This is a genomic window from Enterobacter sp. 01-M-03-SI-ECC, assembly GCF_047530215.1.
GTDB lineage: Bacteria > Pseudomonadota > Gammaproteobacteria > Enterobacterales > Enterobacteriaceae > Enterobacter > Enterobacter chengduensis.
This window is the reverse complement of record NZ_JBLKDA010000003.1, coordinates 240,196-259,382: the sequence shown is the minus strand read 5'-3', so window position 1 is coordinate 259,382 and position 19,187 is coordinate 240,196. Positions and strand designations below refer to the sequence as shown.

General features: G+C 51.8%; 22 protein-coding genes. 11 read left to right on the top strand and 11 right to left on the bottom strand.

From position 1 onward, the window contains the following. Window positions 1-141 precede the first annotated feature (141 nt). The 7 genes from ACMWKK_RS04850 (at window position 142) to ACMWKK_RS04820 (ending at window position 8,027) form a co-directional block, all read left to right on the top strand. On the top strand, window positions 142-789 hold the full coding sequence (locus tag ACMWKK_RS04850; RefSeq protein ID WP_032641031.1) for a YchE family NAAT transporter: 648 nt from the start codon (window positions 142-144) through the stop codon (window positions 787-789). A gap of 770 nt (window positions 790-1,559) precedes the next feature. Next, a complete protein-coding gene (gene oppA / locus ACMWKK_RS04845; RefSeq protein ID WP_045329412.1) occupies window positions 1,560-3,191 on the top strand; it encodes an oligopeptide ABC transporter substrate-binding protein OppA in 1,632 nt (543 codons plus the stop codon). An 84-nt stretch (window positions 3,192-3,275) separates the two neighbouring features. Next, a complete protein-coding gene (oppB, locus tag ACMWKK_RS04840; RefSeq protein WP_008502786.1) occupies window positions 3,276-4,196 on the top strand; it encodes an oligopeptide ABC transporter permease OppB in 921 nt (306 codons plus the stop codon). A 12-nt stretch (window positions 4,197-4,208) separates the two neighbouring features. Next, window positions 4,209-5,117 (top strand): oligopeptide ABC transporter permease OppC, encoded by a 909-nt coding sequence (gene oppC / locus ACMWKK_RS04835; RefSeq protein WP_008502787.1) that lies wholly within the window; start codon window positions 4,209-4,211, stop codon window positions 5,115-5,117. Window positions 5,118-5,128: 11 nt separating this feature from the next. Next, complete coding sequence (locus tag ACMWKK_RS04830) at window positions 5,129-6,142, top strand: ABC transporter ATP-binding protein (protein ID WP_023335973.1); 1,014 nt, start codon at window positions 5,129-5,131, stop codon at window positions 6,140-6,142. Beyond that, window positions 6,139-7,143 (top strand): murein tripeptide/oligopeptide ABC transporter ATP-binding protein OppF, encoded by a 1,005-nt coding sequence (gene oppF, locus ACMWKK_RS04825; RefSeq protein WP_045329409.1) that lies wholly within the window; start codon window positions 6,139-6,141, stop codon window positions 7,141-7,143. Before ACMWKK_RS04830 ends, oppF begins: the two co-directional genes overlap by 4 nt. Before the next feature lie 14 nt (window positions 7,144-7,157). Further along, window positions 7,158-8,027, top strand: a complete 870-nt coding sequence (locus ACMWKK_RS04820; RefSeq protein ID WP_181663664.1) for an ion transporter — start codon at window positions 7,158-7,160, stop codon at window positions 8,025-8,027. A gap of 31 nt (window positions 8,028-8,058) precedes the next feature. On the opposite strand, the gene ACMWKK_RS04815 is transcribed toward ACMWKK_RS04820, so the two are convergent. Together ACMWKK_RS04815 and cls are read right to left on the bottom strand one after the other, a co-directional pair. Beyond that, window positions 8,059-8,388, bottom strand: a complete 330-nt coding sequence (locus ACMWKK_RS04815) for an HI1450 family dsDNA-mimic protein (protein ID WP_006810881.1) — start codon at window positions 8,386-8,388, stop codon at window positions 8,059-8,061. A 33-nt stretch (window positions 8,389-8,421) separates the two neighbouring features. After that, on the bottom strand, window positions 8,422-9,882 hold the full coding sequence (gene cls, locus ACMWKK_RS04810; RefSeq protein WP_008502791.1) for a cardiolipin synthase: 1,461 nt from the start codon (window positions 9,880-9,882) through the stop codon (window positions 8,422-8,424). A 157-nt stretch (window positions 9,883-10,039) separates the two neighbouring features. Here cls and ACMWKK_RS04805 point away from each other — a divergent pair, with 157 nt between their 5' ends. After that, complete coding sequence (locus ACMWKK_RS04805) at window positions 10,040-10,213, top strand: YciY family protein (protein WP_086379783.1); 174 nt, start codon at window positions 10,040-10,042, stop codon at window positions 10,211-10,213. A 108-nt stretch (window positions 10,214-10,321) separates the two neighbouring features. Further along, entirely contained in the window at window positions 10,322-10,957 is a 636-nt protein-coding gene (gene leuE, locus ACMWKK_RS04800; protein WP_045329407.1) for a leucine efflux protein LeuE, read from the top strand. Between the two features lie 35 nt (window positions 10,958-10,992). On the opposite strand, the gene ACMWKK_RS04795 is transcribed toward leuE, so the two are convergent. Next, window positions 10,993-11,289 carry a YciI family protein gene (locus ACMWKK_RS04795; protein ID WP_023327637.1) on the bottom strand — a complete coding sequence of 99 codons (297 nt, stop codon included), beginning with the start codon at window positions 11,287-11,289 and terminating at the stop codon, window positions 10,993-10,995. Window positions 11,290-11,509: 220 nt separating this feature from the next. Here ACMWKK_RS04795 and tonB point away from each other — a divergent pair, with 220 nt between their 5' ends. Further along, the gene (gene tonB, locus ACMWKK_RS04790) at window positions 11,510-12,232 is read left to right on the top strand and encodes a TonB system transport protein TonB (protein ID WP_045329459.1); all 723 of its coding nucleotides are present in this window, start codon (window positions 11,510-11,512) and stop codon (window positions 12,230-12,232) included. Between the two features lie 38 nt (window positions 12,233-12,270). On the opposite strand, the gene yciA is transcribed toward tonB, so the two are convergent. The 4 genes from yciA to ACMWKK_RS04770 form a co-directional block, all read right to left on the bottom strand. Continuing rightward, the gene (gene yciA / locus ACMWKK_RS04785; RefSeq protein WP_008502796.1) at window positions 12,271-12,666 is read right to left on the bottom strand and encodes an acyl-CoA thioester hydrolase YciA; all 396 of its coding nucleotides are present in this window, start codon (window positions 12,664-12,666) and stop codon (window positions 12,271-12,273) included. A 104-nt stretch (window positions 12,667-12,770) separates the two neighbouring features. Beyond that, complete coding sequence (locus ACMWKK_RS04780) at window positions 12,771-13,310, bottom strand: septation protein A (RefSeq protein ID WP_032647595.1); 540 nt, start codon at window positions 13,308-13,310, stop codon at window positions 12,771-12,773. A gap of 56 nt (window positions 13,311-13,366) precedes the next feature. After that, entirely contained in the window at window positions 13,367-14,110 is a 744-nt protein-coding gene (locus ACMWKK_RS04775) for a YciC family protein (protein WP_112780909.1), read from the bottom strand. Between the two features lie 25 nt (window positions 14,111-14,135). Further along, window positions 14,136-14,540, bottom strand: a complete 405-nt coding sequence (locus tag ACMWKK_RS04770) for a YkgJ family cysteine cluster protein (protein WP_112780910.1) — start codon at window positions 14,538-14,540, stop codon at window positions 14,136-14,138. A 282-nt stretch (window positions 14,541-14,822) separates the two neighbouring features. Here ACMWKK_RS04770 and ompW point away from each other — a divergent pair, with 282 nt between their 5' ends. Further along, entirely contained in the window at window positions 14,823-15,455 is a 633-nt protein-coding gene (ompW, locus tag ACMWKK_RS04765; protein ID WP_045329373.1) for an outer membrane protein OmpW, read from the top strand. 47 nt (window positions 15,456-15,502) lie between these two features. Here ompW and ACMWKK_RS04760 read toward each other — a convergent pair whose 3' ends face one another. The 4 genes from ACMWKK_RS04760 to ACMWKK_RS04745 form a co-directional block, all read right to left on the bottom strand. Continuing rightward, a complete protein-coding gene (locus ACMWKK_RS04760; RefSeq protein ID WP_112780911.1) occupies window positions 15,503-15,841 on the bottom strand; it encodes a hypothetical protein in 339 nt (112 codons plus the stop codon). Between the two features lie 125 nt (window positions 15,842-15,966). After that, window positions 15,967-16,200, bottom strand: coding sequence for a sulfurtransferase-like selenium metabolism protein YedF (gene yedF / locus ACMWKK_RS04755; protein WP_003856774.1), 234 nt, complete (start codon window positions 16,198-16,200; stop codon window positions 15,967-15,969). Further along, window positions 16,197-17,408 carry a selenium metabolism membrane protein YedE/FdhT gene (gene yedE / locus ACMWKK_RS04750; RefSeq protein ID WP_112780912.1) on the bottom strand — a complete coding sequence of 404 codons (1,212 nt, stop codon included), beginning with the start codon at window positions 17,406-17,408 and terminating at the stop codon, window positions 16,197-16,199. The genes yedF and yedE overlap by 4 nt, the downstream gene beginning before the upstream one ends. 410 nt (window positions 17,409-17,818) lie before the next feature. Further along, window positions 17,819-18,958, bottom strand: coding sequence for an acyltransferase family protein (locus tag ACMWKK_RS04745; protein WP_406542756.1), 1,140 nt, complete (start codon window positions 18,956-18,958; stop codon window positions 17,819-17,821). Between the last annotated feature and the right edge of the window lie 229 nt (window positions 18,959-19,187).

The window sequence follows — 19,187 nt, the reverse complement described above, 5'->3', positions numbered from 1 at the left end:
ATTATACATATGTTTAACATCCTGAAATGATAACGTTTTGGTACAGATTTCAAGTGAAGTATGCTGATAAAAAGGGTATCTTCAGCGCGATTTCTCACGACAAATTGTCAGTCCAGGGCATGTGTATAAGCGGAGCAAAACGTGATCCAAACGCTCTTTGATTTTCCAACGTATTTTAAATTTTTTATTGGTTTGTTTGCCCTGGTCAACCCGGTGGGGATCATTCCTGTCTTCATTAGTATGACGAGTTACCAGACGGCGGCGGCCAGGAATAAGACCAACCTCACCGCGAACCTCTCGGTGGCTATTATCTTACTCACCTCCCTTTTTCTGGGTGACGCCATTCTGCAGATCTTCGGGATCTCGATTGATTCTTTCCGCATTGCGGGTGGGATCCTGGTCGTGACCATCGCCATGTCCATGATCAGCGGTAAGCTTGGCGAGGATAAACAGAACAAGCAGGAGAAGTCAGAAACCGCCATTCGCGAAAGCATCGGCGTGGTGCCGCTGGCTTTACCGCTCATGGCCGGTCCCGGTGCCATCAGTTCAACCATTGTCTGGGGTACGCGTTATCATAGCCTGATGCACCTGATTGGCTTTTCCGTCGCCATTGCGCTTTTCGCGCTCTGCTGTTGGGGCGTATTCCGCATGGCGCCCTGGCTGGTGCGCCTGTTGGGGCAGACCGGCATCAACGTTATAACGCGTATCATGGGCCTGCTGTTGATGGCGTTAGGCATTGAATTCATTGTCACGGGTATTAAAAGCATTTTCCCCGGTTTGCTGCATTGATATTTCGTATGAAAGAACGGAGCTGCGGCTCCGTTTTTTTACGTCTTTATCAGTAAATCCTATAACTAAAGTTGAAATGCTCACATATCATAATAAATTCTACTAATAATGTTCATTGCTTGTATTTCAATAAGTTATTAATTCCCCTCAAACCCGTCTGCGCATAAAACCTGCGATCGCTCTGTTATTTTACTCACATGATACTCTGGGGCTTGCTGAGCGATAACCGAAATGATATTAGTAATTTCAACATTCCCCCAGATGAATGTGCTAAATAATAACCAGTTGTTAAATTTTTGTACAAAAACACTCGATGATAGCGCAGCGACGCGCTTAGAGAGAAAAATCTCTCTATCTTATTGAATGTCATATTTTTTTAGTGGCTTTCGATGTCCGGCAGGGCTGCCCTCAACGATGCGGTACTCACCGTAAAAGAGAATTGCTTAACAAATTTGCAAAATGTATTGGCGCGCGTTTACGCCATTTGATACTTTCCGGCCTACTATTTTGCAGCATAAAACAAGCAGATGAGAATTATTTTCATATGGTTCTCTTCTCCTATATCCAGCGCAGGTCTCAAACAGGGGAGGCCTGTAAAGAATCGACGCAAGACGGCCATACGAGCGGTCAGTAATAAAAAAGTCGGTGATAGCAAGCAGTAAAAGAAGAACCTGACAGCAGCAAAAAAAACTCCTGCGCTGTACAGGCCCCAACAGGGGATTACACAGCTGGCGAAGGCCAGTCATTATAATGAGTGGAGTACCAACACAATGTCCATCATCACAAAAAAAAATCTGGTAGCGGCGGGGATTTTAACTGCGCTAATCGCGGGGAACGCTGCAATGGCTGCGGACGTTCCAGCAGGTGTTCAACTGGCGGAGAAGCAGACGCTGGTGCGTAACAATGGTGCGGAAGTTCAGTCTCTTGACCCGCACAAAATTGAAGGTGTTCCTGAGTCTAACGTTAACCGCGACCTGTTTGAAGGCCTGCTGGTGACTGACGTAGACGGCCACCCGGCGCCGGGTGTGGCAGAAAAATGGGAAAACAAAGATTTTAAAGTCTGGACCTTCCATCTGCGTAAAGATGCGAAATGGTCCGACGGTACGCCGGTCACGGCTGAAGATTTCGTTTATAGCTGGCAGCGTCTGGCGAATCCGACCACCGCCTCCCCGTATGCGAGCTACCTGCAATATGGCCATATTGCCAATATTGATGACATCATTGCGGGCAAAAAACCGGTAACCGATCTGGGCGTAAAAGCGATCGATGCCAATACCTTTGAAGTGACGTTGAGCGAACCTGTTCCGTACTTCTATAAGCTGCTGGTTCACCCGTCCGTTTCCCCGGTACCAAAATCCGCCGTAGAAAAATTTGGTGAAAAATGGACCCAGCCTGCCAATATCGTGACCAACGGTGCCTATAAGCTGAAAGACTGGGTGGTCAACGAACGTATGGTGCTTGACCGTAACCCACAGTATTGGGATAACGCCAAAACCGTCATTGACCAGGTGACCTATCTGCCAATTTCGTCCGAAGTGACTGACGTCAACCGCTACCGCAGCGGTGAAATCGACATGACCTATAACAACATGCCGATTGAGCTGTTCCAGAAACTGAAAAAAGAGATCCCTAAAGAAGTTCACGTCGATCCGTACCTGTGCACCTACTATTATGAAATCAACAACCAGAAAGCACCGTTCACCGACGTACGCGTTCGTACCGCGCTGAAGCTGGCGCTGGATCGCGATATCATCGTGAACAAGGTGAAAAACCAGGGCGATCTCCCGGCATACAGCTACACCCCACCTTACACCGATGGCGCAAAACTGACCGAACCAGACTGGTTCAAACAGACGCAGGAACAGCGTAACGCGGAAGCGAAGAAACTGCTGGCCGAAGCGGGTTATACCGCAGATAAGCCGCTGACCTTCAGCCTGCTGTACAACACCTCCGATCTGCACAAAAAACTGGCTATCGCCGTTGCCTCGATCTGGAAAAAGAACCTGGGCGCGAACGTGAAGCTGGAGAACCAGGAGTGGAAAACCTTCCTCGACAGCCGTCATCAGGGCACCTTTGACGTGGCGCGTGCGGGCTGGTGTGCGGACTATAACGAACCGACCTCCTTCCTGAACACCATGCTGAGCGACAGCTCGAACAACACCGCGCACTATAAGAGCCCGGCGTTCGACAAGCTGATTGGCGACACGCTGAAAACCACTGACGAAGCACAGCGTACAGAACTGTACTCTAAAGCTGAGCAGCAGCTGGACAAAGATTCCGCGATCGTTCCGGTTTACTACTACGTTAACGCCCGTCTGGTGAAACCGTGGGTAGGTGGCTATACCGGTAAAGACCCGATGGATAATATCTACGTTAAAAACTTGTATATTATCAAGCATTAATGGCAATGAGTGGGGCGGGCGTGCTCGCCCCACGGTGTCTAACCAACGTCACATAATATAGGCACACGCCAGAAGGTACGGGCAATGTTGAAATTTATCCTACGTCGCTGTCTTGAAGCGATTCCAACGCTATTTATTCTCATCACGATTTCCTTCTTCATGATGCGCCTTGCGCCGGGAAGTCCATTCACCGGTGAGCGTACGCTGCCGCCAGAAGTCATGGCGAATATCGAAGCGAAATACCACTTAAACGATCCTATCTCCACTCAGTACTTCAATTACCTGAAGCAGCTGGCTCACGGCGATTTTGGACCGTCATTTAAATATAAAGACTATTCCGTTAACGACCTGGTGGCCTCCAGCTTCCCGGTTTCAGCTAAGTTGGGTGCTGCGGCATTCATTCTGGCCATCGTTTTCGGGGTCACCGCAGGCGTTATCGCCGCGCTCAGACAAAATACCAAATGGGATTATGCCGTAATGGGGGTGGCAATGACCGGGGTAGTGATACCCAGCTTCGTTGTCGCGCCATTGCTGGTGATGATATTTGCCATCACGCTGAAGTGGCTGCCGGGCGGCGGCTGGAACGGCGGGGCATTGAAGTTCATGATTTTGCCGATGGTGGCATTATCTCTGGCGTACATCGCCAGTATCGCGCGTATTACCCGTGGATCAATGATCGAAGTGCTGCACTCAAACTTCATTCGTACCGCGCGCGCGAAAGGGCTGCCGATGCGTCGGATTATCTTCCGCCACGCGCTCAAGCCGGCGCTGTTGCCCGTGCTCTCCTACATGGGACCGGCATTTGTTGGCATTATCACCGGCTCGATGGTTATCGAAACAATCTACGGCCTGCCGGGCATTGGCCAGCTGTTCGTTAACGGCGCGCTCAACCGCGACTATTCGCTGGTGCTGAGCCTGACCATTCTCGTCGGTGCGCTCACCATTCTCTTTAACGCTATTGTCGATGTGCTGTATGCCGTCATCGACCCGAAAATCCGTTACTAACTGGAGCACGCCATGATGTTGAGTAAGAAAAACAGCGAGGCGCTGGAAAACTTCAGTGAAAAACTGGAAGTGGAAGGTCGTAGCCTCTGGCAGGACGCGCGCCGTCGCTTTATGCATAACAGGGCTGCGGTTGCCAGCCTGGTGGTTCTGGTCATCATCGCGCTGTTTGTTACCCTGGCGCCGATGCTGTCACAGTTTACCTATTTCGACACCGACTGGGGCATGATGTCCAGCGCGCCGGATATGGAATCGGGCCACTATTTTGGCACGGACTCCTCGGGGCGCGATCTGCTGGTGCGTGTTGCTATCGGGGGGCGTATCTCGCTGATGGTCGGGATTGCTGCCGCGCTGGTGGCGGTGATCGTGGGGACGCTCTACGGCTCACTGTCTGGCTACCTTGGCGGTAAAGTGGACTCGGTGATGATGCGTCTGCTGGAAATCCTGAACTCCTTCCCGTTTATGTTCTTTGTCATCCTGCTGGTGACCTTCTTCGGTCAGAATATCCTGTTGATCTTCGTGGCCATCGGGATGGTTTCGTGGCTGGATATGGCGCGTATTGTTCGCGGCCAGACGCTGAGCCTGAAGCGCAAAGAGTTTATCGAAGCAGCCCAGGTCGGCGGCGTCTCTACCGGGAATATCGTGGTTCGCCATATCGTTCCTAACGTGCTGGGCGTGGTGGTGGTCTATGCCTCACTGCTGGTGCCAAGCATGATCCTGTTCGAGTCCTTCCTGAGCTTCCTCGGTCTGGGTACGCAAGAGCCGCTGAGCAGCTGGGGCGCGCTGCTGAGCGATGGCGCAAACTCAATGGAAGTGTCACCTTGGCTGCTGTTATACCCGGCGGGTTTCCTGGTCGTTACCCTGTTTTGTTTCAACTTTATCGGCGATGGCCTGCGTGATGCCCTCGACCCGAAAGACCGTTAAGGAGCGCCGTCATGACAATTATTGAAACGGCCACTGCGCCACAGGTGCAACAGCAGAATAACCTTCTGCTGGACGTGAAAGACCTCCGCGTGACCTTTAAGACGCCGGACGGGGATGTGACCGCCGTAAACGATCTCAACTTCAACCTGCGCGCGGGCGAAACGCTGGGGATCGTGGGTGAATCCGGCTCCGGAAAATCCCAGACCGCCTTTGCGCTGATGGGCCTGCTGGCCGCTAACGGAGTGATTGGCGGTTCTGCGAAATTCAACGGTCGTGAAATCCTCAACCTGCCGGAGCACGAGCTGAACAAGCTGCGCGCTGAGCAGATCTCGATGATTTTCCAGGATCCAATGACCTCACTGAACCCGTACATGCGCGTCGGTGAGCAGCTGATGGAAGTCCTGATGCTGCACAAAGGTCTGGGCAAAGCCGAAGCCTTTGAAGAGTCGGTTAAAATGCTGGATGCGGTGAAAATGCCGGAAGCGCGCAAGCGCATGCGCATGTTCCCGCACGAGTTTTCTGGCGGTATGCGTCAGCGCGTGATGATTGCGATGGCGCTGCTGTGCCGGCCAAAACTGCTGATTGCCGATGAACCCACCACCGCGCTGGACGTGACCGTTCAGGCGCAAATCATGACCCTGTTGAACGAGCTGAAGCGGGAGTTCAACACGGCGATTATCATGATCACCCACGACCTGGGCGTGGTGGCGGGCATCTGTGACAAAGTGCTGGTGATGTACGCCGGACGAACCATGGAATACGGAAAAGCGCGCGATGTGTTTTATCAGCCCGCGCACCCGTATTCGATTGGCCTGCTGAATGCGGTACCGCGTCTTGATGCGGAAGGGGAATCCCTGCTCACCATTCCGGGCAACCCGCCAAACCTGCTGCGCCTGCCGAAAGGCTGTCCGTTCCAGCCGCGCTGTCCGCACGCGATGGAAATCTGCAACAGCGCGCCGCCGCTGGAAGAGTTTGCACCAGGCCGTCTTCGCGCCTGCTTTAAGCCGCAGGAGGAGCTGGTATGAACGCATTAGACGAAAAACGCAATGTGCTGCTTGAAATCGCCGACCTTAAGGTACATTTCGATATCAAAGACGGCAAACAGTGGTTCTGGCAGCCGCCGAAGACCCTGAAAGCGGTAGACGGCGTTACGCTGCGTCTGTATGAAGGGGAAACCCTGGGCGTGGTGGGCGAGTCCGGCTGCGGTAAATCAACCTTTGCGCGTGCGATTATCGGTCTGGTGAAAGCCACCGACGGTAAGGTGGCCTGGCTGGGTAAAGATCTGCTCGGCATGAAGCCCGACGAGTGGCGCGAGGTGCGTAGCGATATCCAGATGATTTTCCAGGATCCGCTGGCATCACTTAACCCGCGTATGACCATCGGCGAGATTATTGCCGAGCCGCTGCGCACCTATCATCCAAAGATGTCTCGTCAGGAAGTGCGCGACCGCGTGAAGGCGATGATGCTGAAAGTCGGCCTGTTGCCTAACCTTATCAACCGCTATCCGCATGAGTTTTCCGGCGGTCAGTGCCAGCGTATCGGTATTGCCCGTGCGCTGATCCTCGAACCGAAGCTGATTATCTGCGATGAGCCGGTTTCCGCGCTCGACGTGTCCATTCAGGCACAGGTGGTTAACCTCCTGCAGAAGCTGCAGCGCGAAATGGGGCTGTCGCTGATCTTCATCGCGCACGATCTGGCCGTGGTGAAGCACATCTCTGACCGCGTGCTGGTGATGTACCTGGGTCATGCCGTGGAGCTGGGTACCTACGATGAGGTGTACCACAATCCACTGCATCCTTACACCAGAGCGCTGATGTCGGCGGTGCCGATCCCCGATCCCGATCTGGAAAAGAATAAGACCATCCAGCTTCTGGAAGGGGAATTGCCTTCCCCGATTAACCCACCGTCAGGCTGCGTGTTCCGCACGCGCTGCCCGATGGCCGGGCCGGAATGTGCGAAAACGCGACCGGTTCTGGAAGGCAGTTTCCGACATGCGGTTTCCTGCTTGAAAGTAGACCCGTTATAATCGCAAGGGCTGACATGATGTCAGCCCTTATTATTTGCGAGGTTACTGTGTCGCGTTTATTCACGTCTGCCCGTCGGCGGCTCTATCATTTTTTATTCGATCCTGAAACGGTATCCGGGCGACGCTTCGAAGGGCTTTGCGGTTTATTCGTGCTCCTCAGCGTGGTGGTCATCTTTATCGAGTCAGGTGCCGGGACGCAATACCATCTGACGTACGACGAATGGCATATCTTCGTCTGGCTTGAGCTGGCGATTACCCTGGTTTTTACCGCTGAATATTTGCTCAGAGTCATTGCCTGGCCCAACCCGGCCCGATATGTTTTCAGCTTCTGGGGATTTATTGATTTGGCCACCATCCTGCCGCTCTATGTGATGTGGCTGTGGCCGGAGATTAGCCTGAGCTATGTCTTTGCCTGGCGAGCGATGCGCGTGATTCGCGTATTACGTATTCTGAAATTACTGCGTTTTATGCCGTCATTACGCGTGTTCTGGAGTGCGATCGTCAGCGCGCGGCATCAGCTTATTCTGTTCTACTCGTTTATTGCCATCGTCATGATTGTTTTTGGCGCGCTGATGTATTTAATTGAGGGGCCAAAATATGGCTTTACGACCCTCAACGCGTCCGTCTACTGGGCCATCGTGACGGTCACCACCGTGGGTTACGGCGATATCACGCCCCATACGCCGCTGGGCCGCATTGTGGCCTCAGTGCTGATACTGATTGGCTATTCGGTGATTGCCATTCCGACCGGGCTTATTACCACGCACATGAGCAGCGCATTTCAAAGCCGCAAACAGCTGCGCAAATGTCCTCATTGCCAGCAGGGCGAACATGAACACGACGCGCGCTTTTGTCACCGCTGCGGCAGCGAATTGCCGGAGTAAATAAAAAAGGCTGCGATTGCAGCCTTTTTTATTATTCGCGCCAGAGTATATGGCACAGCTTATGGTCTTTCTCACGACACAGCAGAACGCGCGCGAAGATATCGTTGATTTCGCCGCCATCTTCATCGGCCAGCCCAATCACCACTTCGGCAAAGAAGTCAGGATTCAGGTCGAAGTCCACGTGCTCAGCCCAGTCTTCTGAAGGGTCGAACAATTCTGCGCCGCCGCGCTCTTCGAACTGCAGATTGAAGAGGATCACGTCTGCGGGATCGAGGTTATCAACCGCCAGTTCGAGAAAAATGTCGTAGGCCTGCTCGAGCGTTTCGTCTTCGGTCAGGCGATTGTTCAGATCCATTTCCATGATGACTACCTGTTTAACATCGTTGGGCACGTTTTACAGCAACGGACTAAAGAAGTAAAACAGTCGTTCAGCAATTCTCTGCCACAGCGGACGTTTTACCCACAGTCTGGCATCCAGCAGCCGCGAACGGGAGATATAGTCATCCTGTACCGCCGCGAGGTCACCGCCAAAACCGGCGTCATCAATCACCAGCGTGATTTCAAAGTTGAGCCACAGGCTGCGCATATCGAGGTTGACCGTGCCCACCAGGCTTAACTCGCCGTCGACAAGCACGCTTTTGGTGTGGAGCAATCCGCCTTCGAACTGGTAGATCTTCACCCCTGCGGCCAGCAGTTCGCTAAAGAATGCCCGGCTGGCCCAGCCCACCAGCAGGGAGTCATTTTTACGCGGCAAAATAATGCTCACATCGACGCCGCGCTGCGCCGCAGTACAGATCGCGTGCAGGAGGTCATCGCTGGGAACAAAGTAGGGCGTCGTCATGATCAGATATTCACGCGCCGAGTAGGTTGCCGTCAGCAGCGCCTGATGGATCAAATCTTCCGGGAAGCCCGGCCCGGAGGCAATGGTATGAATGGTGTGACCGCTGGCCTCTTCAAACGGCATTATATTGCCGTCCGGCGGGGGCGGCAGGATACGCTTGCCGGTCTCAATCTCCCAGTCGCAGGAGTAGACGATGCCCATTGAGGTGGCAATCGGCCCCTCCATTCGCGCCATTAAATCAACCCATTGCCCTACGCCCGAGTCCTGTTTGAAGAAGCGCGGGTCAACCATGTTCATACTGCCGGTGTAGGCAATATAGTTATCGATCATGATCATTTTGCGATGCTGACGGAGGTCCATCCGGCGCAGAAACACGCGCAGGAGATTCACCTTCAGCGCCTCAACCACTTCGATCCCGGCATTGCGCATCATGCCCGCCCAGGGGCTACGGAAAAATGCCACGCTACCCGCAGAGTCAAGCATCAGGCGGCAATGAATACCGCGTCGCGCGGCCGCCATCAGCGACTCAGCGACCTGGTCAGCCATTCCTCCGGGCTGCCAGATGTAAAAAACCATCTCGATATTATGACGCGCCAGCTGAATATCGCGGATTAACGCCTGCATAACGTCGTCGGACGAGGTCAGCAGCTGCAGCTGATTGCCCTTAACGCCGCCAATTCCCTGACGGCGCTCGCACAGCTTAAACAGTGACGAGGCAACGCTGCTGTTCTCCTCGGCAAAAATATGTTTGCAGGCTTTAAGGTCGTTCAGCCACTTCGCGGTAGAAGGCCACATGGCGCGGGCGCGCTCGGCGCGGCGTTTACCCAGATGAAGCTCACCGAAAGAGAGATAGGCAATAATTCCCACCAGCGGGAGAATGTAAATGATCAGAAGCCAGGCCATGGCAGAGGGTACGGCTCTGCGCTTCATCAGGATGCGTAAGGTCACACCCGCGATTAACAGCCAGTATCCCAGAATGACCAGCCAACTCACCACGGTGTAGAAGGTTGTCATAGGTAAAAAATCCTTTTGAAAGCGTATTGTTATGAGTGTACGCATCAGGATTCATCTGGCAAATAAAAACGCCAGGTAAAAGCGCTGGTTTGCCGCCGGGTTGGGTTTATAATGGCCTTTCTTTTAGAGAAGAAGTGTTAGAGAAAGAGTTGTAGACATGAAGCGCAGTAGAACTGAAGTAGGGCGCTGGCGCATGTTGCGACAGGTGAGTCGTCGCAAGGCTCGTTGGCTGGAAGCACAATCCCGCCGCAATATGCGTATTCACGCCATCAGAAAATGTGGATTGACCCGGCACCGCAACGCGTTGCTGTTCGCAGTCCAGGATATCTGAAACCATGAGGGCACCGTAATGGTGCCCGCTGATTTTTTAGCGTCTGATTTTTAGGGAATAGCGTATTTGCAGCGTTGTTTCTGTTGTGTTTTGCAAAAGGAGGGAGAAGTGTTTGCGGAGTTTGGTGTACTGAATTTCTGGACGTACGTTGTCGGCGCATTTTTTATCGTGCTGGTACCGGGGCCGAATACCCTGTTTGTGCTCAAAACCGGGATCGGTCACGGCGTTAAAAAAGGGTATCTTGCCGCCACGGGCGTATTTATCGGTGATGCGGTGCTGATGTTTCTGGCCTGGGCGGGCGTTGCGGCCTTAATCCAGACCACGCCGGTGCTCTTTAATATCGTGCGCTATCTCGGGGCTTTCTATCTGCTCTGGCTGGGGGGGAAAATGCTCTGGTCGGTGGTGAACCGTCAAAAGAACGCTCATGAAAGCGGCCCCGAACCTGCCAGCATGATCATGAAGCGTTCGCTGGTGTTAAGCCTGACCAATCCCAAAGCGATTCTGTTCTACGTCTCGTTCTTCGTTCAGTTCATTGACGTGAATGCGGAAAGTACCGGCACTTCTTTCCTGATCCTCGCGACGACGCTGGAGTTGATCAGCTTTATGTACATGAGCTTCCTGATCTTCTCCGGTGCGTTTGTCACGCGTTATCTAAAAACGAAAAAGAAACTGGCAAAGCTGGGGAACGGGCTGATAGGGCTGCTGTTCGTTGGGTTTGCGGCGCGACTGGCGTCGCTGCATTGATGTGGAGAAAGGCTCCTGCGGGAGCCTTTATTACATCAAAACACTTTCTTATACGGTCTGACCGTCACCTTCGCATACACCCCTGCGGCAACATACGGGTCTGCATCGGCCCACGCCTGAGCGGCTTCCTGAGATTCAAACTCGGCGATAACGGTGGAACCGGCAAAACCGGCTGCACCCGGATCGTTGCTGTCTACAGCAGGCATTGGGCCGGCGGTCAGTAAACGGCCTTCATCCTGGAGCAGCTGCAAACGCGCCAGGTGAGCAGGGCGGACAGACTGGCGTTTCTCAAGTGAATCAGCAACATCTTCAGAGTAAATCACGTAAAACACGGCGAAGCTCCTTAACCGGTAAAAGTGTCAGCTACGTTATGTGAAAGGGCATACGACTGCAATGTAAAATAAAAACAATGTTAATACCCTGATCTGACTGCGCCTTTTTTGGCCTCTCTGGCGCTAAAGTTGCGCCAGAACAAAGTGTCTTATTGAATATGATTGCTATTTGCATTTAAAATCAGGGTTCGGTTTTTTAACGTTGATGATTATGACTTCGATGACCCTTGATTTACCTCGCCGCTTTCCCTGGCCGACGCTGCTTTCTGTCGTGATTCACGGTGCCGTTGTGGCGGGTCTGCTGTATACCTCGGTTCATCAGGTTATTGAAATGCCCGCGCCCGCGCAGCCGATTTCCGTGACGATGGTTTCGCCAGCGGATCTCGAACCGCCGCAGGTTGCTCCTCCACCGCCACAGCCGGTGGCTGAACCGGAGCCAGAACCCGAGCCCGTTCCTGAACCACCGAAGGAAGCGCCGGTGGTGATCCACAAACCTGAACCGAAGCCGAAACCCAAGCCGAAGCCAAAGCCGGTGAAGAAGGTTGAGGAGCGTCCGAAACGCGAGGAACGTCCGGTTGAACCACGAGCGACTCAGCCGGTAGAAAATGCAGCGCCTTCACGTCCGGTAATGAACAATACGGCAACGACGTCAAAGCCAACAGTTACCGCGCCTTCGGGCCCGCGCGCCGTAAGCCGCAACCAGCCTCAGTATCCGGCGCGAGCCCAGGCCTTGCGTATTGAAGGTCGCGTGCGGGTGAAATTTGACGTGACCGCGGATGGGCGCGTGGATAACGTAGAAATCTTGTCTGCGCAACCTTCTAATATGTTTGAGCGCGAAGTGAAATCTGCCATGCGCAGGTGGCGCTATGAGCCGGGCAAGCCGGGCAGCGGATTGATCGTCAATATCGTTTTCCGCCTGAACGGCGGGGCGCAGATGGAATAAAAGAAGCCTCCGAAAGGAGGCTTTTTTTTGCCTGTCGATTAGGCCTGCGGGAGTTGACGAGGTTTACCCTCGCTGTCCACTGCGACGTAAATAAACAGCGCTTCAGTGGCCTTATAACGCTGCCCAATAGGTTCAGAAGAGACTTTTTTAACCCATACTTCGATGTTGATGGAAATAGAGGTGTTGCCGCGCTTGACGCAGCGCGCGTAGCAGCAAACCACATCGCCCACCGCAACCGGGCGCAGAAAGGTCATGCCGTCCACTCTCACGGTCACCACGCGTCCGTGAGCAATCTCTTTTGCCAGAATTGCGCCGCCCATATCCATCTGCGACATCAGCCAGCCGCCAAAAATATCGCCATTGGCATTGGTGTCAGCGGGCATTGCCAGTGTGCGTAAAACCAGTTCGCCCTGCGGGGCGTTAGTTGTTGTCATTGTTTTAACTCGTAACGGAAGACTTCAGGCGGGATGCTACTATGATTCGCGTGCGGAGAGAATAGACCAGAACGTCTGTCGTTGACGTTCCGGTCAGTCATTAATCAGTGCTTGTCATCCTGCGGCATGTGGCGGTAGATATATACGCCGCTTAACAGCGTGAAGATAAGGGTCAGCGCGGTCAGGCCGAAGACCTTGAAGTTGACCCAGATATTCTGCGGCAGCCAGAAGGCGATATAGATATTGGCAAGACCGCAAAGAATAAAGAAGACCGCCCAGGCAATATTCAGACGGGACCAGACGTGTTGCGGCAGCGTCAGCTCTTTGCCCAGCATGCGCTGGATCAGCGGCTTTTTCATCACCCACTGGCTGATTAACAGCGCGCCCGCAAACAACGCGTAAATGACGGTCACTTTCCACTTGATAAATTCATCGTTATGGAAGAAAAGCGTCAGTCCGCCGAACACGGCGACCAGCACGAAGGTGACCAGCGCCATTTTTTCGACTTTACGATAGCGAACCCAGCTGTAGATCAGCACCACAGCGGTGGCAACGATCAGCGCCGTGGTCGCCGCATAAATGTCATACAGCTTATAAAACGCGAAAAAGACCACGAGCGGTAAAAAATCAAGAAACTGCTTCATTCTGTGATTCCATCTTTTGAGCGGGGCGGGTGGCAATAATGCCCCCCGCCTCAGGATTACTGACGAATTAACATATACAGGCGGAACAGATAGACCAGCAGTACCGCTGAAATCAGATTGCTCAGCGTATTCGCCACGACCGCGCCAACATTTGGCGTTAATACCGCAAAATTCGGCGCAAACAGCAGCAGGAGCGTTTTGGCAAGCAGCCAGCCGATCACGGCAGGCGCCACCAGACGCATATTAGCCCATGCCAGTCTGATACTGCTGCGCATCGCGGTAAAAATCCCCATCTTATCCTGCACGACCATCACCGGCGCAAAGGAGAGCACGATTGCCAGTAATACGCCCGGCACCACGACCAGCATAATGCCCATCTGCACCAGCAGGGTGGTTAAAAAAATCAGGATAAACAGCTTAGGTAAGACCGGCGCGCTGGCACCAATCGCCCGCAAGGCGCTAATCCGTTGACCCGCCGATACCAGCTGAATCATCAGTAAAACGCCGCCAGCCAGAACCGCATTTCCAATCAGACCGGAGAACGTGGACGCGGCAGAGGCGCGCAGCAATATCTGTTGCTGCTCCGGCGTCATGTTTTGCACCAGTTCAAATAGCCCCACGCTTGCGGCCAGGTGATCGCCCTGGCTCAGACTGGCAATCTGTTCTTCACTCGGTGAGAAGGCATGGCCCAGCACCACCGTGATAAAGGCACATAGCAGCGCGATCAGTAAAAAGGTAATGAACTGATTGCGGAAAAAGTTTCCCGTGTCACGGTAGACAGACTTCGCCGTGATAGACATGCACTCTCCTTGAGTATTGCAGGTGTTAATTAGCCGGCAATTGTACACCGGATGCACCTGCTGTGGCAGCATCAAGGCTTGTATGGAAAAGCATATCTTTGTAAAGCGGCGGTAATCCAACGCGCGCGCGGGCGCGATTGCAGGCTTCGTTGACCTGCCCATCCTCCCCCGACATGGCAAATTCCCGGCACGGGCTGGGGCGATTCTCATAGATGGAACATCGGGTAGACACCCCCGGCTCACCCTGCAGCGCGACGCAGCGGGCCTGCTTTTGGTTCGTGCCGCTCATGCAGCGCAAAAAGGGTGTCAACGGCTCGGTGAGATGAACCGGAACGGTACCGCCGGCATCGCTGGCTTCGGCCCAGTAGAAAGAGACTCGAAAATACGCACAACAGGCTCCGCACGTCATGCACGGGTTAATATCACTCATGGCACACCTGCAAAAGAAGAACGCATCAAATCAACTTGTGAGAGCGATAAATTAGCCAGCCGCCAGAGGAAGAGCAAGAGGGGAAAAAGGGAAAATTTTGTAACCGCGAAATGCCAAAAATTGACATGGAAACAACTTATTGGTTTTGGATGCGCCACAAAAAATTAACCCAGATCAATGAATGTTAAGTTACTGGTTTTAATGTGATCTGTGGCAGATCACTTATTACTCTTTTGTGAGTATATTCTCATCCGCGATTAAAACCACAACGATGGAGCGGATATGAAAAAATTAGCGGTGGCAGCCCTTGTATTAAGCAGTCTCTCTGGCGGCGCGTATGCGCATGAAGCAGGCGAGTTCTTTATTCGTGCCGGTTCGGCTACGGCTCGCCCAACGGAAGGATCGGATAACGTGTTGGGAATGGGCGGTTTTAACGTCAGTAACAACACCCAGTTAGGTTTAACATTCACCTATATGGCGACGGATAACGTGGGTGTCGAGCTTCTGGCGGCAACGCCGTTCCGTCATCGCGTGGGTCTCGGGCCGACCGGTGATATCGCCACGGTTCACCATTTACCGCCAACGCTGATGGCGCAATGGTACTTTGGCGACGCAAACAGCAAGGTGCGTCCTTATATTGGCGCCGGTGTGAACTACACCACCTTCTTTGATGAGAAGTTTAACGATACCGGTAAAGCGGCCGGTCTGACGGACCTCAGCCTGAAAGATTCGTGGGGGATGGCAGGGCAGGTCGGTCTGGATTATTTGATTAACCGCGACTGGCTAATCAACGCCTCGGTCTGGTACATGGATATTGATACGGACGTACGCTTCAAGGCGGGCGGGCAACAGCAAAGCATCAATACTCGTCTGGATCCGTGGGTATTTATGTTCTCTGCGGGCTATCGTTTCTAATTCCCCAGCTAAACTGGCCACGCGGTGGCCAGTTTGCATTGCACTCTTCAGAACGACGGATAAACCGGTCGTTCGTCCAGCTTAAGGCAGTGCCGCAGGCGCGTTTCCCCATCATATAAATAGCTGAATGCGTCGCTGGATACGGAATGGAACAGAATATCACCGTTGGCAAACGGGATAATTTCGGTGTCCCCCGCGCGCTTGTGTCCCGCGCCGGTTTCAAAATGATCTCGCCAGCGTTCCTGCGTATGGTCGTATACGTGCAGAATAACCTCAACAAGTCCTCTTTCAGGACAGTTAAGCCGCAGGAAGGTTGAAGAGAAATTCAGGGGCAGCGCGTGAAAGGGAATCAGTAAGGCGAAAAACAGTAAAGCTCGTAAATACATCAAACCGCAAAAACCTCATTCAAAAGAGAAATGAGATTTTACTTAAGTCAGGCCTGAGCGCTTTGCCCTGGATCAAGACGTCTTATAATTCAATACGATAAAGGCCCCTGACGAGGCCTTAACGATCATTTTTGAATCAAATAGCGAATGGTTGGCCCGTCCTGCTGGATATCCAGCACCGTATAACCGTGGTTTTTCGCATCCAGCGGAATGTTGTTGATGGACTGCGGGCAGTCGCTCACCACTTCCAGAATTTCCCCTTTTTTGAGCTGTGGAAGCGCTTCAAGGGTAGCCACTGCCGGATAAGGGCAAGGCTCACCGACCATATCGAGGCGATAGTCAGGTACGATCTCTTTCATGCAGCGTTCTCCTGCGTTTCAGTTTTGAGGTTTGCGCGACGGAAGAAACGTTTCTCCTGCGCGACAACCAGTAAAAAAGCAACCAGCAGCAGGGCATAGGTGACCAGCAGGCCGCCGAGGGGACCGAAGGTGCTTAGCAGATTGACCTTATCCCAGCTCGTGGCCAGCACCGGAGAAACATCATCCCAGAAGTAGGCCAGGATCGTCGAGCCGATAACATTTCCCAGCCCTACCCACCAGTAATGCACCTGACCTTCAACGGCACGGTACATCCAGCCGGTTTCACACCCACCGGCCAGCACAATCCCGAAGCCAAACAGCAGGCCGCCAATCACCGCATTTGGACCGGCCCACATGATTTTCGGTTCGACGCCCAGCTGGACATAGCTGAAGATGCCGATGGCGCTGACCGCCATCCCGGCGATAATCGCCTTCGCCATCATCGTCCGGCCGGTGATCCACATATCGCGAAACGCGGAGGTAAAGCAGATCTGCGCGCGCTCAATGAGCAGACCAAACCCCACGCCGAACAGCATCGCAAGGCCGAGTTTAGGCTGGTTCAGAGCCGTGCACAGCGCCCATGCCACCATGGCGAAAAAGACCAGCATCCCGAGACGGAAACGGCGGCGTGCCTGAGAGGGCTTCTGGGTTAACGGAGACGCTGCGCTGACCTTAGTCATTTTCACCGGAATGCGGAACAGCGGCAGCAGGGTGAATTTCGCGCCAAAGTAAGAGCCAATGGCCGTAGCGACGGCAAAGAACCAGGCGTGAAGCGAAAACTGCGGGATCCCGGTAAAGAAGGCAGCCAGGTTACACCCCATCGCCAGACGGGCACCAAAACCGGCAATGATACCGCCAACCACCGCCTGCACAATGCGAATACGGCTTTTGGGCATACGCAGCTTAACGTTGTTTGCCCAAAGCGCCGCCGCGAAACAGCCGCCGAACATACCGATGATCATCATCCCGTCGATGCGGGTGAGCGGCGTGCCGTCCAGATGAATAAGTTTAAAGTAACCCCACTCTTCGGCATGAACGCCGGCGAGCTGCAGTAACTGACCACCCCAGCGGGTAAACTCGCCGGTCACGGCCCAGAAGGTGCCGGTGATGCCGAAATAATAGGTAGAAAGAATGCCTGCCGCGATAACGGCCGGGACGGGGGACCAGAACTTAACCAGGTAAGTCTGCTTGAAGGATTGCCATGACATGAATAAGCCTCTGAACTCAGAAGGTGTATGTTGAATTAAAGGACTGGAATATATAATTTTTTTCTTTCTAAAACACTTTTCTAATACTTTCCTCCTGAATATTTCTCTTTTTTATGACCTTAATCAGTAAATAGCGCTTTTCACCGGATCCTGGAATGAAGATAGCAAGCGCCATCCATTGCTTACCACGATCATTCGATGACTATGTTAATTGTGGAATATGTTGAGTTTATCCCACTGATGAAATGCACTCTTTTACAATCAGCAGGGATGGTAGGTGGTTTTTAATTATAATCATAAACATCTATACAGTGCATAATTATTAATATATTACATCATGTGTAGAAGAATTGGAAAAGAAATGATGTTGCATGGAGATAGAATTCCCGGCGCGAAAGCGCCGGAAATGATTACCTGCTATAAACTTTTTTGATAAGACTGCTAAAACTCATTCGTTTTAAAAACGGCCGTTCAATAAAGTGATAAGTGGCTGAGGAGATGAGACATATTGCCAAGTAACATAGAACCAAAGTCACAAAAGTACGTACATTTAACTCAAATTTATTATTTGCTTGGAAATGAAGTATTACAGGGAATAAGATCAATCCTTGTGTTAGATACAGGCTATAACTTATTGCGCCAAGGCGAATGGCTGCCTTGGTGATTAAGAATCCAAATAGATTCGCACCTGAAACTACAGAGAAGAATATAATGAAGAGAAAAAATTTCTCAGGTGAGCCGTAAAGAGTAGGTTGCGCTAACATTGTTATAATTATCATGAGTGCCAATAAGACGTTAGCTGTTTTTTTTGTTATGATTACTCTATCCTTAATTTCACTACATAACATTCCACCGAAGAAATACGACCATAAATATGCATCGTTAGTAAAGCCAGGAAGAAAGTATAACGAGAAAGCAAAAAGAGAAATAGTTAATTCGAATGACCATTTTTTGAAAATAAATAACAGCGGGAGAGTAAAGTAGAAAATCCACTCCAAACGCAGGGTCCACGTCACCCCAGCCAGGGCCATAAAAGAATATTGGAATGATGTAACAGGTGGTTTGTAATTCCAGAGCCCTACATCAAACCAGGAAAGCGCGTTTGTTACTACGCTTATAGAAAATTCGTTACGTTCCGTTAAAAAGAAAAGTAAACCTAGCGCAGCTAAAGTGCAAAATATTGATAAAGGTGCAATTCGGTAAAGCCGTTTTTTATATAGATCAACCCAGTTAACTTCATTTGCTTTTCTGATTTTACCCCAAAACAAAAAAGCTGTAATCATAAAGAATAGAGCCACACCATATTTTCCCATGTAAAGCAATAAGTCCGATGTGGGAGCCCAGTTGCCTTTGGTTATATACGTATAAGCACAGTCCATATGATGGAATATCACAAATGAGGCAAGAACATACCTAATTCCATCTATACTGTTTGATCTTGCTGGATCAGTATCTTCATCTATGAATTTGAATACTGGCAGGCTAAAGATCGCTATTGCCAACGTTAAGCATATTAGAACTAGGGGAATCGAAAAATATAGATCCATCATCAAACCTTACAAATATTAATATATAATGGAATGTAGGGCACTACCTAACCCGTCAGTCATTCTATCACTGCTTAAAACAATCGTCGAGATAACATATTTTATTGATCTTAAATTAAATTGGTGAGCATTTAATCTTTCGGCTTTTAAAATTCCCAAAAGTGCACCTAAAACTATGTCAAATACATTTATCAGTGGATATTGCATACCAGGCTACTAACTCGTCACCTCC

Coding starts and splice junctions, on each gene's coding strand:
- oppA (WP_045329412.1), top strand. CDS start 1,560: ATGTCCATCATCACAAAAAAAAATCTGGTAGCGGCGGGGATTTTAACT.
- oppF (WP_045329409.1), top strand. CDS start 6,139: ATGAACGCATTAGACGAAAAACGCAATGTGCTGCTTGAAATCGCCGAC.
- ACMWKK_RS04780 (WP_032647595.1), bottom strand. CDS start 13,310: ATGAAGCAGTTTCTTGATTTTTTACCGCTCGTGGTCTTTTTCGCGTTT.
- yciA (WP_008502796.1), bottom strand. CDS start 12,666: ATGACAACAACTAACGCCCCGCAGGGCGAACTGGTTTTACGCACACTG.
- oppB (WP_008502786.1), top strand. CDS start 3,276: ATGTTGAAATTTATCCTACGTCGCTGTCTTGAAGCGATTCCAACGCTA.
- tonB (WP_045329459.1), top strand. CDS start 11,510: ATGACCCTTGATTTACCTCGCCGCTTTCCCTGGCCGACGCTGCTTTCT.
- ACMWKK_RS04805 (WP_086379783.1), top strand. CDS start 10,040: ATGAAGCGCAGTAGAACTGAAGTAGGGCGCTGGCGCATGTTGCGACAG.
- ACMWKK_RS04830 (WP_023335973.1), top strand. CDS start 5,129: ATGACAATTATTGAAACGGCCACTGCGCCACAGGTGCAACAGCAGAAT.
- oppC (WP_008502787.1), top strand. CDS start 4,209: ATGATGTTGAGTAAGAAAAACAGCGAGGCGCTGGAAAACTTCAGTGAA.
- ACMWKK_RS04775 (WP_112780909.1), bottom strand. CDS start 14,110: ATGTCTATCACGGCGAAGTCTGTCTACCGTGACACGGGAAACTTTTTC.
- yedE (WP_112780912.1), bottom strand. CDS start 17,408: ATGTCATGGCAATCCTTCAAGCAGACTTACCTGGTTAAGTTCTGGTCC.
- cls (WP_008502791.1), bottom strand. CDS start 9,882: ATGACAACCTTCTACACCGTGGTGAGTTGGCTGGTCATTCTGGGATAC.
- ACMWKK_RS04770 (WP_112780910.1), bottom strand. CDS start 14,540: ATGAGTGATATTAACCCGTGCATGACGTGCGGAGCCTGTTGTGCGTAT.
- yedF (WP_003856774.1), bottom strand. CDS start 16,200: ATGAAAGAGATCGTACCTGACTATCGCCTCGATATGGTCGGTGAGCCT.
- ACMWKK_RS04745 (WP_406542756.1), bottom strand. CDS start 18,958: ATGATGGATCTATATTTTTCGATTCCCCTAGTTCTAATATGCTTAACG.
- ACMWKK_RS04820 (WP_181663664.1), top strand. CDS start 7,158: ATGATGTCAGCCCTTATTATTTGCGAGGTTACTGTGTCGCGTTTATTC.
- ACMWKK_RS04815 (WP_006810881.1), bottom strand. CDS start 8,388: ATGGAAATGGATCTGAACAATCGCCTGACCGAAGACGAAACGCTCGAG.
- ompW (WP_045329373.1), top strand. CDS start 14,823: ATGAAAAAATTAGCGGTGGCAGCCCTTGTATTAAGCAGTCTCTCTGGC.
- ACMWKK_RS04760 (WP_112780911.1), bottom strand. CDS start 15,841: ATGTATTTACGAGCTTTACTGTTTTTCGCCTTACTGATTCCCTTTCAC.